Raw genomic sequence first — 15976 nt, 5'->3', positions numbered from 1 at the left:
TTTGAGAACAGATCTTCTGGATCCCGCGGACAAGGCGCTGGACGTCGGAATAGAGCTAGACTTTTTTTCATGATGTGTAGAAGATTCAGGCTCCTCTCGCGGAACTTGGTTTTTTTGAGACAGTTTTTTCTGGTTACGGCCTAAGAGACCCTCACAAAGTTTTTTATAAACTCGCTACGTCCGTGCATAAAAGCACGATACGTAGAAATGAATTTAAATTCTTGCGAGCAGTTCTGCTTTGGTTTTTTTATCAACAAAAGCAGCTTCTATAGCCATATGTGTGATTTTGTTCATTGTCTCATCACTGTAGTGATACGATTTTTGTACACGTTGATATTCTTGACCCAGAGTGGTATTCATAAATGGCGGATCATCTGAGCTGATGCTGATCTTGATGCCTGCATCATAAAATTTAGGTAAGGGATGTTCATTCATATCTTTGAATAAACCCAAAAAGATATTGCTTGAAGGACAAACCTCTAAAGCGATCCCTCTCTCTTTTACCATAGCCATTGTTTCTGGGGAATAAATTGAATTAACTCCATGGCCAATACGTTGGATTGGAAGATTCTCCATTGCCTCAACCATTCCGCTTGCAGGAGCAAATTCACCTGCATGCACAGTACATTGTAAACCCGCATCGGCTGCGATGCGATATGCTTTATTGAAAAGTTTCGGAGGAAACTTTGCTTCATCCCCCCCTAGGCCAAAGCCTGTGACGCATGGAAACCTGTCTTTATGAGTTTGTTGCGCAACATGCTCTACAGCTGGGACGCCAAAATGACGTACCGCTGTCATTATAATTCGTCCTACTATGTTATATTGTTCTTCAGCATCGTCAATTGCTTGTTGAATTGCAGTCAAATGTTCTGCAGAAGGAATTTTACTGGAAAGCTCGGCATGATCAGGTGAATACATCATCTCCACATAAATAGTGTCTTCTTGGGCTCGAGCTCGTAAATAGTCTAAGGTAATATCATAATAATCCTGAGGGTAGCGAATCAGCGCTGCAAGGGTATCATAAACTTTTAAAAAATCGAGAAAATCTTTGGATAAATAACTTTTCCCATCTGGAGCAACAAGGCCTTCCGGAAGAACTAATTTATTACGTGCGGCCAGTTTTGCAGCTAATTTTGGCGTGATGGTCCCTTCCAAATGGACATGTAACTCTGCTTTTTTTAAACTCATCTTCAGCCCCTAATTTAGTTAGCACGGTTCAACTACTTTTTCTAGGATAATGGTAACTTAGCCGAAAAAGCTATAAAATACCTGATTTAAATTATAGTTATTTTGGATTAGTTATGAATTCAGACGATATAGATAAAGCTTATGTAAGTCCCTATGATAAATTTTTATTTGAATTTGATGCAACGCATAATAAATCCGCATCGCAAATAAAAGAAATTAACAAGCACAAGCGTATTTTTTTAATGCGTGATAATAAAGATTACGAAAACAAAGAGGGCGAAATCTGGGAAGAGTTTTAAATATTGGTGTAGCCTGAGGGGCACATGGCGGAACCCAGGCTTTGCAACCTTAGTTCCTTTCTGCAACACTCAGTAAGGGCTCAGGTTCCTCATGTTAATGGTTAACGGTTAGATTCTCGCCCAAGATGCGGCCAAATCAGCCGTGCAAAGAAACAAATGTCAAAAAATGTAATCTATTGACCTACCCTATAAAATAATGCAGCAATTTGTAAGCTAAAATCGTAAGGAGAGATGCTGCAGGTAATGTCAGTATCCAGGACATAAAGATATTGCGAATTACAATCAGATTTAATGCGCCAATACCTCGTGCTAAACCTACCCCAAGAACTGCACCAACCAATGTTTGTGTCGCTGAAACGGGTATGCCTGTACTTGTTGCTACAACAACAGTGGTTGCGGCAGAAAGAGTAGCGGCGAAGGCGCGGCTAGGAGTAAGTGCAGTGATAGCGCTGCCTACCGTTTCAATAACTTTTCTACCATACATAAGCAAACCGGTTACTACGCCAATACAGCCTAATAATATGATCCAGGCTGGGTAATTATTGGCATCAAACGCTTGATGAGAATTCATGATCAAACTGTAAATAATTGATAGTGGCCCCACGGCTAATGCTACGTCATTCGAACCATGTGCAAAAGCCATTGCGCATGCGGTCATCGCCATGAGTACAGCAAAATATTTTTCAACCTGGATAAATCGTTCTCTGCGTCTTATTCTATGGGGTTCCGGGATTCGTTTAATAATGACCATTCCTATAATTGTAATAACAATACTGGTCGCCAAAGTAACTGCAAGATTTTGTTTAAAATTGAGATGAATGTGAAAATGATGGAGCCCTTTAAATACAGTGATAAATGACAAAATAGAGCCAATGAGAAAAAGGTAAATCGGGATATACAATTTAGCTTTGGCTAGTGGATTACTTTTGACAAAAATAGTTTGCTGAATACTGATAAATAATGCATAAGCAGTGATCCCTGAAATCATTGGTGAGGTAATCCAGCTTATAGCAATGCGGCTTACTTGGTTCCAATGGATTGCTTGCGGACCTAGCACTAAGGTGCCAAAACCTACCATTGAACCTACTAAAGCATTAGTAATAGAAACAGGAACACCAAGGTAACTTGCGAGATTCATCCAAATCGTGCATGCTAATAAAACACCCAGCATTCCTTCAATAAGAATGAGTGGTTGTCCAGAGAGCTCACTGGAATTAATAATCCCATCGCGCATTGTTTCTGTAACACCGGTTCCTCCTAAAAATGCCCCGGCAAATTCAAAAATTATGGCGATCAGCATCGCTTGTCTGACAGTAACTGCTTTTGAGCCCATAGTAGTGCTCATGACATTGGCTAAATCATTAGCGCCAACCCCCCAAGTCATAAGAAAACACAAAATGACTGCTGCAAGAAGATATATAATTGAATAATCCATAAAAAGTGACTACCGAGCTATTAGAATTTGAAGACGACTACCCACATGCTGAGCACTATCGGCTAAATCATCAATCAATTGGACTAATTCATAAAGGAAAATTGCATCAATTGCAGATAAATCTTTTTCGATTTCAAAAATACGATGTCGGATATCCGCTAGGCGTTCATCGCTGTCATGTTCAATCTCATAAAGTGTTAAGATCATTTCTTCAACGATTTTAACTTCAGATCCTCTGAAGCCTGCCTCAAGCAATTCATCCAATTCATTGATTGCTTTACAAGCTTGTTTTGATGCATCCAGACAACGACTTAAAAAAGGCATAAAAACGGGAACGAGTGATTCTGGAATGAGCATTTGTCTACTTATGATGAGTTTGGCGATAGCTTTAGTTTTTTTTGCAATAAGATTCTGGGCGCTGAGCACCTCAAGCAAATCAGTTCGAGAAACAGGAAGAAAGAGACCGGTAGGCAAATGAAGACGTAGATCCCGCTTGATTAAATCGGCTTCTTTTTTTAGGGAAATTATTTTTTCTGCTATTTTATTCGCAGTAGACCAGTCTTTTTTTAGGGCTGCTTCAAAAAATGGGTAGAGTTGTTTGGCACATTGATGTACTTTACGCATGTGTTGTTCTATCGGCCTTATCGGAGAAGGACCAAATATATTAAATATGCTACCCATGTTTGCATCTCTTAAGCAAATTTTTGAGAAGTATACCCAAACTTTTTCAGGAACAAAACTATTGAATCAGCGTTCGAAGATTTTTTCAGTTTATTCTTTGATCTTTCGAGGTTAAAAATAAAAATATTTTCAATTTGTTACATGAATCTTTCATATTAGTCTACAATTGAAAATACTAGGGTTTACCACTATAAATTTTTCTTCATTGTCTAGGGAATAGGAACAAGGAGCTGAGGATGCAGCGATTTTGCCTAATAGGATTACTGTTTTTAGCAAGTAATGTATTTTCCCAAACAATCACAAAAGTTATTGAGTTACACTATGTTCCAGTCCAAAAAGTTATCCAATTAATACAACCCTTATTGCAAACTGGGGAAAAAATAAGCGGTTCCGGGGAAACTTTAGTAGTTCAGGTTTCGCCGCAAACACTTACCCAAATCAGAACTGTAATACACCAAATTGATGTACCTCCAGTAACATTTAAAATTTCCATTTATCAAGGTGATCCGGATTGGCTTAGTGCCCAAAATGAAAATTCCGTAAGCTACAGTACAAAATCTCCAGCTGAAGTAAAACGCTCACAATCCGTTAAAGTAATGAGTGGCGAATCCGCGTTCGTATCTACCGATGAAGAAGTACCCATCATCACTTCAGTAGGTGCAGGATTTTTTACAACAGGAATCGCTTACCAACAGCATCAAATCAAAAATGGTTTATTGGTGCAACCCATTATGCGTGGCTCAAAGGTCGAACTAAAGCTACGTCGAGTACGTGAACAGCAAGATCCTGCGGGAGGGCAACAATTTGATAATCAAAATATAGATACTACTTTAATGGTTCCATTGAATAAGTGGGTTTCTCTAGGAACTGCTGAGGGAACACAGGATACTGATTCTACGTCGGTATCGTATACAGCAGGAAGACCATTCTCTCAGCAAGCAACACTTTATGTAAAGGTTTCAGTTGAACGTGATCTTCAATAGAAGAATAAAAATTAAACAATTTGTTTATGGTATATAATTAATATAAAGATACTAATTAATAAACTGACCTTTCAGGAGGGCTCATGGCAATTATAAGCTCATTGGCTAATCACTTGCTGATCGCAATGCCTTCCCTTAATGATCCCAATTTTGAAAGAACCGTTATTTATATTTGCGAACACCATGAACAAGGTTCAGTGGGCTTAATTATAAATCGCCCAATGCAATTTCCTTTGTCAATTGTTTTTGAGCAACTCCATATTGAGCCAGTTCGTATGGAACAAAGCCAGTTGCCTTTAATGTTTGGTGGCCCGGTTCAACCTGAGAGGGGATTTGTTATCCATAAACAATTTGGAGGTTGGCGTTCCAGCTTGTTTCTGCAAGATGAGGTGACGGTTACCACATCAAATGATATTATTCGCGCTATTGCAGAAGATAAAGGACCTAAAGATGTTTTAATTACTTTAGGTTATGCTGGATGGGTAGAGAATCAATTAGAAAAAGAACTTCTCGAAAATACTTGGTTAATTTGCCCATATCGCTCAGAGATTCTGTATGAGGTACCCTTCGAAGATCGTTGGGAATATGCGGGATCCACATTAGGGATCAAAATGAGTCAACTTAGTTCAAATATTGGCCATGCCTAGTCCTGTTTATATAGGTTTTGATTTTGGTTATAAACGCATAGGTGTTGCAGTAGGCCAACAACTCACATGCAGTGCTTCTCCTCTCGCAACCCTTGGTGCCCGTTTGGGCATCCCTGATTGGAATGCAGTGGCTAAAGTTATTGCTGAATGGTCACCTCAAGCATTAATAGTTGGTATTCCCACGTGTATTGATGGCAGTGAATTGTACACAACTTCTGCCGCACGGCGATTTGCCAAAGAATTACGTAAACGATTTTCTCTGCCAGTACATTTAGTTGACGAGCGACTCTCAACTGTGGAGGCTAAAGAGCAATTGTTTGCACAAGGTGGATATCGTAAAATCAAACAGTCTGAGGTAGATAGTATAGCGGCGTGTGTTATACTGGAGCAATGGCTGCAACATCCTGAATAGGATCCCATTTCTACTATCTTGGCCAAAATGACTTGATTTTCTGCGTTCGGATGCTCACATACTTTGTGTATGCTGCGCTTTGCTACTCGAAAATCAAACCATTTTGGCTCAAGCTAGCGAAATGGAACCAGACCCAAAATTCCTGGGGGTTAAGTTAAAAAGATAGGGTTTTTATGAATCATTTTTTAGAAATTAGTCAATTATCACGACAACAGATTGAGTCTATACTGGATCGTGCAGTTTATTTCAAACACCATAATCACTATCCTTCCTATGCACAGCATCCTGTTGCGACTTTATTTTATGAAAACAGTACTCGCACTCGAGTGAGTTTTGAGTTGGCAGCAAATCGTTTATCTATGCCGGTAATTAATTTGGATCTACAAAGCTCTTCAGAAACCAAAGGAGAGGCTATTGAAGATACAATCCGTAACCTTGCTGCCATGGGAATTCAACATTTTGTGATTCGTCATAGGCAAGAGGGTTTACAGCAAAATTTAGCAAATCAAATTGGGGAAAATGCTCATATAATTAATGCAGGTGATGGTACTCATGCACATCCAAGCCAAGCTTTGCTTGATATGATGACAATTCTTGAACAAAAACCACAGTTGGATCAATTAAAAATAGCAATTCTAGGAAACATTAGGCATTCGCGAGTAGCCAATTCATTGCAATGTATTTGCGCGCAATTAGGGGTCGGTGAGCTTGTTTTAGTCGCGCCAGAACTTTGGCAGCCGAAAACAGTGCATTATGGACGAATAACTCATGATTTACGTGATGGATTAACTGATGCAGATGTAGTGATTTGTTTACGGGTGCAACGTGAGCGCTTATTGGAATCTGATCATTTGGATTTAGATTCTTATCGTCGGGATTTTGCTTTAACAAAAGAAAGTCTGGCTTATGCTGACTCGGATGTGATGGTGATGCATCCAGGACCTATAAATCGTGGCATTGAAATCGACAGCGATGTGGCAGATGGTGCAAATTCTTTTATATTGCACCAAGTTACTAACGGTGTTTTTGTGCGTATGGCAATTTTTGATGCTTTATGTAACCAGGGATAGTAGGATATATTTTACATTTTGCTAGCTTGAACCAAAGTGGCCAGATTTTCAACATATATGAAGTATATGTATTGGGGCGCAGAAAATCAGGCCAGTTTGGCTCATATAGAACTGTAAACAGAGCTATTCTAATCCACAAAGGAAGAGCAATTTAAAATAGAAAAGCCCCAAGGATATCTCCATGAGCAGCCATCGCTACAAGCAAATATGCATTCTTGTGCTTCTGAGTTTCTATTGCTTGCTTTCCTTTTTCATTTTTAAAAATTATCAACGGATTGATTTTTCTTCTTTCTATTACTCGACGCAGGCATTATTGCATGACGAAAATCCTTATAGAAATTTTTTTACTCCCTACTCGTCTTCTATAAAGATACTACCTGTTAATTTAAATCCACCCTTTGTTCTCTGGAGCTTTGATTTTTTGGCACGATTAAGTTTCTCCAATGCTTTAATTGTTTGGTTTTGTTTGTCCTTTGTTTTGGGAGTAATTGGTGTAACCATTACCTTTCGCTACGCTTTTTCTACTCAATTTTTTCAGAAAAACTATATAAATTTATACCTTTTTTATTTCGCATTTTTTCCGACATTAATGAATTTTGTAACGCAGCAATTTGGCTGCATTTTATTGTTTTTCATCATGGTGGGTTATTATTTTTATTTGAATCATCGCGACTATTTGGCGGGTATATTATGGGGCATTATTATTGCGATTAAAATATTCCCTGCATTGTTACTTTTCTATGCTTTAAAACAAGGCAGGAAGAGAGTTCTTGTGACTATGATAGTCACTCTCTTAATTGCCACATTTCTTCCTGTCCTGTTTCATGGTCCAATGATTTATAAATACTATTTCAAAATGATGAATCATGTATTTTGGTATGGCGATGATTGGAATGCCTCAATTTATGGTTTCATTTTTCGTCTTTTTTTTGGTGGGGAGAAACTCCCTGATATGTCTTATTTAATAGCCATTAATTTATCTTATGGTGTCCTCTTTATTATTTTGCTTCTTTGGTATTGGGGAAAGTTGGGGCCAACCGAAAACAAACCCATCAATCATCAACCCTTTTGCCTCACTTTGGCAATGATGTTATTTATGAGTCCTTTTGGCTGGATGTATTATTTTTCTTTATTGATTTTTCCTATGACACTTACTTGGTTTGTCGCTTTGGAGGAGCAGAAAAGTTCTGCGAAAACAATGTTTGTTTGGCTTTCCTGTCTTTTTCTCATCAACGCTCCTATTGATTACTTGAACAGTCAAAATATGCCTAATTTGTTAGCGAGAATCAGTTTCTTCTCGAGTTTTTTTTATGGTTTAATTTGTTTAATTTATCTTTTAGGCAAAAGAAAAAAAATCTATGGAAATAATGAAATTCTGTGGGATGGAGCGAAACATTATTCGATATCCGTAATCATCATTATTTTAATGCTCGGCGTGTTTGTCCCTATAATATATTACCTTATACGTTTATCAAATTAGCATTTGAATTTAGGGTTACCCTAAATTCAAGTGCAAAAAAATTCAGCTCTGAATGATCGAATAAGTGCAAACAGGTTATGGGAATTATAGGGTCCCAGGAGCGCTCAAAATATGTCTAAAGGACAATGCTTGTTGTAAATGAGTTTGAAAAACCTGACTGCTTTCACTCATATCTGCAATAGTTCGCGCAACTTTCAATAAGCGATGATATCCTCGAGCAGACAGTTTGAGTTGCAGCGTAGACTGGCGTAAAAAATTTTGTTCTTGGATGCCTAATGCACAAATTTTTTCACAACTATTGGCACTTAAAGAGGCATTAAGACACTTTTGTCGTTCCAATTGAACGCTTCGTACTTTGATTACCTTTTCTCGGATAAGATCACTTTGTTTCTTGGGATTAATGTTAGGGGCAATTAATTCTTCCTGAGTTAATGCTTGTACAGAAATATGCATGTCGATACGATCTAATAGAGGGGCTGAAATCTTGGCATGATAACGCTTAATTCGATCAGGACTGCATAAACAGTTCGCCTGAGGATTACCCCATTGCCCACATGGACAGGGATTCATTGCTGCGATGAGCTGGAATTTAGCTGGGAACTCTGTTTGTGCAGCGGCTCTTGAAATGCATATTGTTCCTGCTTCAAGTGGTTGTCTTAACGTTTCTAGAACGTGCCGGCTAAATTCAGGTAATTCATCAAGAAACAAAACTCCATGATGTGCCAGAGAGATTTCTCCTGGTTTAGGAGGATTACCCCCACCCACTAAAGATACAGGTGAGGCAGTATGATGAGGAGAGCGGAAAGGAGGGGAGCGCCATTCACTAAAATCAGGTAATTTACCGCGTATGGAATTGATGGCTACACATTCTAGAGCTTCTTTTTCAGATAATTGTGGTAAGAGTGTATTAAACCGTTTTGCTAACATGGTTTTACCGCTTCCAGGAGCACCACTTAACAAAATACTGTGTCCACCACAAGCGGCAATTTCCATTGCTTTTTTTGCGTGAAACTGTCCTTTGATATCAGACCAGTCTATTGGGTATGGTTCCGAACAAGATTCTGGCTTGGGCGGTAAGGAATATAAGGGAGTCCCTTGGCAAAGATAGCTGCATACTTCACGTAAATTGTTCGCGCTATAGATGTTTTGATAACCGGTTAAAGATGCTTCATGAGCGTTCGCAGTGGCGATTATGAGTAAACTTTGGTCTTTATGAGCTGCTAATACTGAGGGGATAATTGCGGAAATGCCTCGAAGTTCACCGCTTAAAGCAAGTTCTGCTATAAATTCATGGTAGGCTAATTGGTTTTGGGGAATTTGGTTGGAAGCGGCTAGAATGCCAAGAGCGATTGGTAAATCAAAACCGCTTCCAGTTTTAGGTAAATCAGCAGGCCCCAAATTTACCGTAATTTTACGGCAGGGAAATTCAAATTGGCTATTAATAATAGCAGAGCGAACTCGATCCTTACTTTCTTTCACTGCGGTTTCCGCAAGACCTACTATTGTAAAGCTCGGCAAACCATTTGATAAATGTACTTCTACTGACACGGGCTGTGCCAATATCCCAATCGTACTCCGCGTTTTAGTAAACGAAAGATTCATTGCTTATTCCTTTAATGTTGGACAAAATGAGCGACAAAATTTTCCTATTAGAGTTCTTGCATAACCTGCAAGAGCTCTATCGTCGCTTAGGGTCTATTTACAACTCTACTTTCTTGGCCAAAATGCTTCGATTTTCTGCGCTTCGATACTCACATACTTCGTGTATGCTCCGTATCGGTGCTCTAAAATCGAAGCATTTTGCCCCGGATCAAGTCCGGGGGAATTGTAAAATAGACCCTAAGTTTACACTGTAATTACTTTTGTTCTTTGTTAAGCTGGGCTATTAAAACATCGAGTTGTTTTTGAAGATGATCTACCTTCTCTCGAGTTCGAGCTAGAACTTTAGTTTGCACATCAAATTCTTCGCGGGTAATCAGATCCATATGAGCAAAAGCAGCTTGGAGTACATCTTTGAATTTTTGTTGGATGTCTTTTTCAATGTTTTGTAGACTGGGGGGGAGAGCGGCAAAAAGTTTTTTTGCTAAATCGTCAAATTGTTTGGGGTCGAACATAATCACTCCTTTTGGTTTTGCAAAGGTAAGTGCCCAGCCCTTACCCGGGAACGGCTTTATTTGGCGCGATCCGCGCTAAAATCTAACCGTTTGAGTAAACATAAACATGGGCGGCTTGAGCTATTGCTTGCAAAGAGTCTAACAAAAGTATAATCACAGCGGAATATTTTATGAAAATGATTATGGCAATTATTAAACCTTTTAAATTAGATGATGTTCATGAGGCATTAATGGAAATAGGAGTACCAGGAATAACCATTTCTGAGACGCGGGGTTTTGGCAGACAAAAAGGTCATACTGAGTTGTATCGTGGTGCTGAGTATGTAGTGGATTTTCTTCCTAAAATTAAAATTGAACTCGCTTTGCCGGATGATATGGTTGAAGCTGCAATTGAAGCGATTTGCAAGTCGGCTTATACCGGTAAAATTGGTGATGGCAAAATTTTTGTTTATGAGTTGCAACAAGTGATTCGTGTGCGTACTGGCGAAATAAATGCTGATGCCTTAACGTAGAAAAGCAGTTGAGATTGTTTTTTCCAGGGATAGTTTAAAAACTTGAATTATCTATTCAGGGGATATCTTGGAAGATGTGACAAATACAGTTTTCGGTCAATAGGGTGTGAACGCTTTGTGAATTATCCGCCATACCAATAAATGGCGCGTTGGGTAATGACAGCGTTGAGCTGAATATCCCAAGGTTCTGGCTCAAGATAATCATCTACACGCTGGAATTGGTAAGCTACGCCAAATAATGGACAATTCTCTTTACCTTTAAAAGTACGGTCGTAATAGCCAGCTCCCATGCCAAGGCGATTACATCGTACATCAAAAGCAACTAATGGAACTAAAACCAAATCTAACTCTTGCACAGGAATGGCTAAATCGGGGTGAACTTCCGGTTCGGCAATTCCGTAGCGATTTTTTTGAAAAGGGGTATCTGGTGTTGCAGGCAAAAAAGAAAGGGTTAAATCGTCATTGAGAACTGGGAAGTAACAGAGTTTCCCTTGTAAGAGTGCATTCCTCCAGAGCTCATCTAAATCAATTTCACCATTGACCGAAAAATAAAATGCTATTTGCTTGGCATGGCGATATTGCTCCAGATAACGGATGCGAGTACAAACTTGATTTGAAGCGGTAGCACGATATGAAACCGATATCTTGGATCGTATTTCTTTCATCGTATCTCTTAAAGCCTTCTTGACTTGATCTGTCATACAGGTATCAGTGTATTGTTCTTATTAAATTATCGATTTTTTATGGTAAAAATTCAAGGTATTGCAATGCTTTAAAAAATTTGTCACCCTGAAATCCTAGGGTAATTGCTAATTTTTTTTAAAAAAACTAGTCAAGAATGTAAAAATAAGGTATATAAGCCGTCCTGGTTTTTAATGATCCAGAGTATAGGTACAGTATAACTCATTGAGAGAATGGTATGAGTGATTTGTTTGAAGATGATGAAGATGCTGTTGTAGAAGTCGGAGAAGACTTCGTCGATGTTGATAGCGAATTGGATGTTGAAGCGGAGGTTATGGAAACAGTTCCACGTGGCTTGGATGCACGCAGGAAATTGGAAAATATGTTAGATGAAAAACGTTTACGTGATGAACTGGACGATTTTGGAGACTACTAACCGAATTGGTCTTTAATGCCCGGTTTGGAACGGAATCTATTAACACTCGTAGTAGATTCAATTGACAATTAAGGTTTAACTAGAGTTTATGAGCCGGACACGAATACTCTCAGAAGGGGAAAGCAATTTTGCGTTTCCAATAGATGATCGCGTCTTTTTAGGCGAGGGCTTGTTTGAGACGCTTAGAGTGGAGGCAGCCACGCCATGCTGTGCTTATTTGCATTGGCAGAGGTTAGGGGACTCCGCACTAAAATTAGGTATCCCCTTTGATCTTTCTTTTGAGCATTGGTTAGAACATCTGCTTAGTAAAATTAAGCAAGATAATTTATATCATGGCGGGATCAAAGCGATATTAAGCGGTGGTTCTGCACCTAGAGGATTAGCCGCTCGAGCACAAGTAAGCCAGCTTATCTTCCAGACTTTTAATTATTCGGTGGAATCACATCCACTGAAATTGCTTAGTGTGCTATGGCTAAGAGATGGTAATAATCCTATATATCAAGTTAAGTCGGTCAATTATTTGGAAGCGATATTAGCCCGTCGCCAAGCCATTGCTCTAGGCGCTGATGATGCTTTGTTTTTTAACCTGCAGCATCATGCAACTGAAACTACCTGTGCTAATTTATTTTTGATACAGGATAAAAGATTGCTGACTCCTCCTTTAACTGATGGTGTACTTCCCGGTATTACTCGCTCAAGAGTACTTCAGCTTTCCAAACAACAAGGTGTAAGTTGTACGGAGGTTTCTATTACAAAAGCAATGCTTAAGGATGCGGATGGTCTTTTTATAACGAATTCATTACAAGGTATTCGTTCCGTATTTTCTTTAGATGACATCGTTTTTACAGTCGATCATCCGTTGCTGAATCAATTGTCTTCTTCTCTGAATATTTGAAACGAAAATTATTAAGATGCAGAAACTTAATAACGCATAACAATAAGAGTGCTAGGGATACTATTAAGATTTCAGTATTTTTATAAAATGCTCCTTGCTTTAATATGAACTCCATTCCAGCATAACCAAAATAGGTATAAACAATTTCAGCTGGAATAAGAAAAATGAACGTAGTGATCAGATAAGATCGAAATTTTATTGCTGTCATCCCTAAACCATAATTAACTATATTAAAAGGGATAATTGGAACTAATCGCAAAAGGGCGACAATCACCCATCCTTTTTGTTCCACAGCGGAGATTAATTTGCCTAGCTTTTCTCCTTTTCTTTGAGAAAACCAGTTATAAATCAAATGCCTTGTAATTAAAAAAGAGAAAGCAGCACCGCTTGTTGCACCTAATAAATTGAGCAGGATGCCAAAGAAGGGGCCAAAAAGTGCTCCTCCTGCTAAAGTGATTACCATAGTTGGCAAGAACATAATGGTTGCCAGACAATATATAATTAAAAAGAAAATGGGGGCAAGCCAACCAAGATGATCAATCCAGTTAATAATTTCACTTGAGGATTTTTGAAAAAAGAAGGCAGTAGTAATTAGAGATACCAATGCTAAAACAATGAAGAGTGACTTAACTGGATGAATGATTCGGTATTTCATAGGATTTATTTTGTGTAGGATAAATCTTTATCAGGCTCTGTTTACAATTCTGCTCCCTTGGCCAAAATACTGCGATTTTATGCGCTCCAATACTCACATATTTCGCAGTGTTTTGACTCAAAATAGCGAATTGTAAATAGACCCTGGTAATCGCTACTGTCCCTTAACAATCAATTGATTAAGAAGTCTATTACACCTGGTTATCCGTTGCAATCTTGAAAAAAAATGATTGATTGGGTATAACTCAAAGCGAATTTTTATAAGAGAAACAAAAACATGGAACAAGTTATGCGAAAGGAAAGGCAAAAGCAGCGTGCTCGGAAATGGATTAGAGCAATGTTAGCCCGCTGGTTTAAAGTAGAATTGCATGGAAATTATCAACCTGAGTTTAACTCGGTGATTATTGCTAATAGGACCTCAAAAATTGATTTGCTTTTACTCGCTGCTTTTTTACCTGAGCAATTGACTGTAGCGTTTCCTCCACACTCATCAGGTAAACTTTGGATGAAGATAATGATGCTTTTTGCCGACGTCATTGTTATCGATTCTACGAATGCTTTTGCGGCAAGAGCTTTAGTAAAAGCAATAAAGGAAGGAAAGCGTTGCGTTATTTTTCCTCAGGGAATTGGATTACAGGAAGAAAGCTTGAAAGTTTTTGATGCTCCTGGACTGGTGTTACAAAAAGCGGGCGCTTCCGTAATTCCGATTCGAATTGATGGGGCTCAACACAGTATTTTTTCTATAAGTAAGGATAAACATCTTATTCGTTTATTCCCTAAAATTATTTTACATGTATTGCCCATACGATCCTTCATACAGGACGGAAATAAGCCTCTGAATCGAAATGCGATGAGTACCCGTTTGTTTCGTTTGATTAGTGAACTAACTTTTGCAAATAGTTTTCAACCAATGCCAATGTTTGAAGCACTTATTCAAGGAATGGCGTTAGGAACAAAAAATAAGGCGAAAATTGAAGACGCAAACCGAACTCCATTAACGCCGAAGCAATTTCTTGCGCGTTGTTTTATTTTGGGCAGACAAATTAAAACACAAACACAAGTAGGAGAACATGTAGGGATTATGTTACCTACTACAATTGCGGGTATGGTCACTTTTTTTGCTTTGCATGCATATCGGCGTATTCCAGCTATGCTGAATTTTAGTTTGGGACTTCATAATTTGTTGGGCACGTGTAGGGTTGCAGAAGTAAAAACTATCTATACAGCAAGGCAATTTATCACTACAGCAAAATTGGAGGGTTTAGTTGAAGAATTACAGAAAGCAGGGTTAAACGTTTATTTTTTAGAAGATTTTAAGCCTTCTATTAATTTAGGTCATAAACTTTCTGGGTTACTTAAGGGGATGTTTCCGTTTCGAGCGTATCAATTAATTGGAAAGCCGGTTTCTCCTGAAATGACAGGCGTTATACTATTTACGTCAGGTTCTGAAGGAGTTCCCAAAGGGGTTGTCTTATCCCATTCTAATTTAGTCGCGAATTGTTGCCAATTAACTTCGCGAGTGGATTTTTCGTCTCATGATAAATTCTTCAATGCTTTACCCATATTTCATAGTTTTGGTTTGACTACGGGTTCAATTCTTCCTCTAATACATGGAATTAATTGCTTTTTTTATCCATCTCCCTTGCATTATAAAATAATCCCCGGCTTGATTTATCAAACCGGTGCAACCATTATGCTCGGGACTGATACTTTTTTAACGGGGTATGCTCGAGTTGCAGAGCGACATGATTTCAGCAGCGTGCGTTACATTTTTGCCGGTGCTGAAAAAGTTAAACCGGAGACGATTCGACATTGGATAGATACTTTCGGGGTAAAAATTTATGAGGGATATGGTGCTACAGAAGCTTCCCCGGTGATTTCCATGAATTGTCCTTTAGCTTCTTTGCCTGGCAGCGTGGGCATGTTATTACCTTTTATGGAAGGTCGAATTCAGCCGGTAGATGGCATAGCTGAAGGAGGACGGTTTATATTGCGCGGCCCTAATATTATGAACGGGTATCTCTCGTCTGAAAGACCTGGAACGATCATAGCTCCAGAAGATGGATGGCACGATACTGGGGATATAATCACTATGAATGAAGAAGGATTCATTACTATAGCTGGTCGAGCAAAACGTTTCGCTAAGATTGCTGGAGAAATGGTTTCCCTTACTGCTGTGGAAGGGGTTGCTGCTTCAATTTGGCCTGAATTATTGCATGCTGCAGTGAGTAGGAAAAGTCCCAATAAAGGAGAGCAGATTATACTATATAGTGAGGCTGCCAATGCAGATAAAGTCAGTTTTGTAAAGAAAATACAAGAAATGGCTTATTCGGAATTACTCATTCCTCATAAAATTTTTCCAGGAAGCAAAATTCCTGTTTTACCTTCAGGAAAAATTGATTACGTTACCATTGAGAAAGAATTAGTTGAAACGTAGCCGAGGGTTTCTTATCCCCGGGCTCCCAGGTTACATTTTGCCCTGTTCGCCA

Annotated in this window: 17 protein-coding genes; 10 read left to right on the top strand and 7 right to left on the bottom strand. The window is 38.8% G+C overall.

Going from position 1 to position 15976, the window contains the following annotated elements; genetic code table 11:
* Positions 1-213 precede the first annotated feature (213 nt).
* A complete protein-coding gene (locus LXO92_RS16140) occupies positions 214-1188 on the bottom strand; it encodes an adenosine deaminase (RefSeq protein ID WP_182350559.1) in 975 nt (324 codons plus the stop codon).
* A gap of 113 nt (positions 1189-1301) precedes the next feature.
* Here LXO92_RS16140 and LXO92_RS16135 point away from each other — a divergent pair, with 113 nt between their 5' ends.
* Entirely contained in the window at positions 1302-1487 is a 186-nt protein-coding gene (locus LXO92_RS16135) for a CBU_0585 family protein (RefSeq protein ID WP_182350558.1), read from the top strand.
* A 181-nt stretch (positions 1488-1668) separates the two neighbouring features.
* On the opposite strand, the gene LXO92_RS16130 is transcribed toward LXO92_RS16135, so the two are convergent.
* Together LXO92_RS16130 and LXO92_RS16125 are read right to left on the bottom strand one after the other, a co-directional pair.
* Positions 1669-2922: an inorganic phosphate transporter gene (locus LXO92_RS16130; protein ID WP_182350557.1), complete on the bottom strand. Its 1254-nt coding sequence runs from the start codon at positions 2920-2922 to the stop codon at positions 1669-1671.
* A 9-nt stretch (positions 2923-2931) separates the two neighbouring features.
* Positions 2932-3603, bottom strand: coding sequence for a TIGR00153 family protein (locus tag LXO92_RS16125; protein WP_182350556.1), 672 nt, complete (start codon positions 3601-3603; stop codon positions 2932-2934).
* A 236-nt stretch (positions 3604-3839) separates the two neighbouring features.
* On the opposite strand from LXO92_RS16125, the gene LXO92_RS16120 reads away from it, so the two are divergent.
* From LXO92_RS16120 to LXO92_RS16100, 5 genes are all read left to right on the top strand, one after another.
* Positions 3840-4586, top strand: a complete 747-nt coding sequence (locus LXO92_RS16120; protein ID WP_182350555.1) for a type II/III secretion system protein — start codon at positions 3840-3842, stop codon at positions 4584-4586.
* Positions 4587-4669: 83 nt separating this feature from the next.
* Entirely contained in the window at positions 4670-5233 is a 564-nt protein-coding gene (locus LXO92_RS16115) for a YqgE/AlgH family protein (RefSeq protein ID WP_182350554.1), read from the top strand.
* Positions 5226-5645, top strand: coding sequence for a Holliday junction resolvase RuvX (gene ruvX, locus LXO92_RS16110; RefSeq protein WP_182350553.1), 420 nt, complete (start codon positions 5226-5228; stop codon positions 5643-5645). Before LXO92_RS16115 ends, ruvX begins: the two co-directional genes overlap by 8 nt.
* Before the next feature lie 173 nt (positions 5646-5818).
* Positions 5819-6715, top strand: a complete 897-nt coding sequence (locus LXO92_RS16105; RefSeq protein ID WP_182350552.1) for an aspartate carbamoyltransferase catalytic subunit — start codon at positions 5819-5821, stop codon at positions 6713-6715.
* Between the two features lie 181 nt (positions 6716-6896).
* Positions 6897-8195: a glycosyltransferase family 87 protein gene (locus LXO92_RS16100; RefSeq protein WP_182350551.1), complete on the top strand. Its 1299-nt coding sequence runs from the start codon at positions 6897-6899 to the stop codon at positions 8193-8195.
* Positions 8196-8279: 84 nt separating this feature from the next.
* Here LXO92_RS16100 and LXO92_RS16095 read toward each other — a convergent pair whose 3' ends face one another.
* Together LXO92_RS16095 and ubiK are read right to left on the bottom strand one after the other, a co-directional pair.
* Positions 8280-9797: a YifB family Mg chelatase-like AAA ATPase gene (locus LXO92_RS16095; protein WP_182350550.1), complete on the bottom strand. Its 1518-nt coding sequence runs from the start codon at positions 9795-9797 to the stop codon at positions 8280-8282.
* Between the two features lie 254 nt (positions 9798-10051).
* Complete coding sequence (ubiK, locus tag LXO92_RS16090) at positions 10052-10309, bottom strand: ubiquinone biosynthesis accessory factor UbiK (RefSeq protein ID WP_019233537.1); 258 nt, start codon at positions 10307-10309, stop codon at positions 10052-10054.
* Positions 10310-10479: 170 nt separating this feature from the next.
* Between ubiK and LXO92_RS16085 the strand changes: the two genes are divergently transcribed.
* Entirely contained in the window at positions 10480-10821 is a 342-nt protein-coding gene (locus tag LXO92_RS16085) for a P-II family nitrogen regulator (protein WP_019233538.1), read from the top strand.
* Positions 10822-10943: 122 nt separating this feature from the next.
* On the opposite strand, the gene LXO92_RS16080 is transcribed toward LXO92_RS16085, so the two are convergent.
* On the bottom strand, positions 10944-11522 hold the full coding sequence (locus LXO92_RS16080) for a 5-formyltetrahydrofolate cyclo-ligase (protein ID WP_182350549.1): 579 nt from the start codon (positions 11520-11522) through the stop codon (positions 10944-10946).
* A gap of 218 nt (positions 11523-11740) precedes the next feature.
* Between LXO92_RS16080 and LXO92_RS16075 the strand changes: the two genes are divergently transcribed.
* Positions 11741-11938, top strand: a complete 198-nt coding sequence (locus LXO92_RS16075; protein WP_182350548.1) for a PA3496 family putative envelope integrity protein — start codon at positions 11741-11743, stop codon at positions 11936-11938.
* An 88-nt stretch (positions 11939-12026) separates the two neighbouring features.
* Positions 12027-12833 carry an aminotransferase class IV gene (locus LXO92_RS16070; RefSeq protein ID WP_182350547.1) on the top strand — a complete coding sequence of 269 codons (807 nt, stop codon included), beginning with the start codon at positions 12027-12029 and terminating at the stop codon, positions 12831-12833.
* On the opposite strand, the gene LXO92_RS16065 is transcribed toward LXO92_RS16070, so the two are convergent.
* A complete protein-coding gene (locus LXO92_RS16065) occupies positions 12781-13488 on the bottom strand; it encodes a TVP38/TMEM64 family protein (protein ID WP_182350546.1) in 708 nt (235 codons plus the stop codon). The two genes, LXO92_RS16070 and LXO92_RS16065, sit on opposite strands and share 53 nt — an antisense overlap.
* Before the next feature lie 276 nt (positions 13489-13764).
* On the opposite strand from LXO92_RS16065, the gene LXO92_RS16060 reads away from it, so the two are divergent.
* The gene (locus LXO92_RS16060; protein WP_182350545.1) at positions 13765-15924 is read left to right on the top strand and encodes an AMP-binding protein; all 2160 of its coding nucleotides are present in this window, start codon (positions 13765-13767) and stop codon (positions 15922-15924) included.
* Positions 15925-15976 lie beyond the last annotated feature (52 nt).

The sequence above is a fragment of the Legionella resiliens genome, from assembly GCF_021344005.1.
Classification (GTDB): Bacteria; Pseudomonadota; Gammaproteobacteria; order Legionellales; family Legionellaceae; genus Legionella; species Legionella resiliens.
The sequence above is the reverse complement of the archived record's forward strand: the minus strand, read 5'-3'. Positions and strand labels throughout refer to the sequence as shown.

Bases quoted from the DNA above. Each gene is read 5' to 3' on its own strand.
- LXO92_RS16140 (WP_182350559.1), bottom strand. From the start codon at position 1,188: ATGAGTTTAAAAAAAGCAGAGTTACATGTCCATTTGGAAGGGACCATC.
- LXO92_RS16135 (WP_182350558.1), top strand. From the start codon at position 1,302: ATGAATTCAGACGATATAGATAAAGCTTATGTAAGTCCCTATGATAAA.
- LXO92_RS16130 (WP_182350557.1), bottom strand. From the start codon at position 2,922: ATGGATTATTCAATTATATATCTTCTTGCAGCAGTCATTTTGTGTTTT.
- LXO92_RS16125 (WP_182350556.1), bottom strand. From the start codon at position 3,603: ATGGGTAGCATATTTAATATATTTGGTCCTTCTCCGATAAGGCCGATA.
- LXO92_RS16120 (WP_182350555.1), top strand. From the start codon at position 3,840: ATGCAGCGATTTTGCCTAATAGGATTACTGTTTTTAGCAAGTAATGTA.
- LXO92_RS16115 (WP_182350554.1), top strand. From the start codon at position 4,670: ATGGCAATTATAAGCTCATTGGCTAATCACTTGCTGATCGCAATGCCT.
- ruvX (WP_182350553.1), top strand. From the start codon at position 5,226: ATGCCTAGTCCTGTTTATATAGGTTTTGATTTTGGTTATAAACGCATA.
- LXO92_RS16105 (WP_182350552.1), top strand. From the start codon at position 5,819: ATGAATCATTTTTTAGAAATTAGTCAATTATCACGACAACAGATTGAG.
- LXO92_RS16100 (WP_182350551.1), top strand. From the start codon at position 6,897: ATGAGCAGCCATCGCTACAAGCAAATATGCATTCTTGTGCTTCTGAGT.
- LXO92_RS16095 (WP_182350550.1), bottom strand. From the start codon at position 9,797: ATGAATCTTTCGTTTACTAAAACGCGGAGTACGATTGGGATATTGGCA.
- ubiK (WP_019233537.1), bottom strand. From the start codon at position 10,309: ATGTTCGACCCCAAACAATTTGACGATTTAGCAAAAAAACTTTTTGCC.
- LXO92_RS16085 (WP_019233538.1), top strand. From the start codon at position 10,480: ATGAAAATGATTATGGCAATTATTAAACCTTTTAAATTAGATGATGTT.
- LXO92_RS16080 (WP_182350549.1), bottom strand. From the start codon at position 11,522: ATGACAGATCAAGTCAAGAAGGCTTTAAGAGATACGATGAAAGAAATA.
- LXO92_RS16075 (WP_182350548.1), top strand. From the start codon at position 11,741: ATGAGTGATTTGTTTGAAGATGATGAAGATGCTGTTGTAGAAGTCGGA.
- LXO92_RS16070 (WP_182350547.1), top strand. From the start codon at position 12,027: ATGAGCCGGACACGAATACTCTCAGAAGGGGAAAGCAATTTTGCGTTT.
- LXO92_RS16065 (WP_182350546.1), bottom strand. From the start codon at position 13,488: ATGAAATACCGAATCATTCATCCAGTTAAGTCACTCTTCATTGTTTTA.
- LXO92_RS16060 (WP_182350545.1), top strand. From the start codon at position 13,765: ATGGAACAAGTTATGCGAAAGGAAAGGCAAAAGCAGCGTGCTCGGAAA.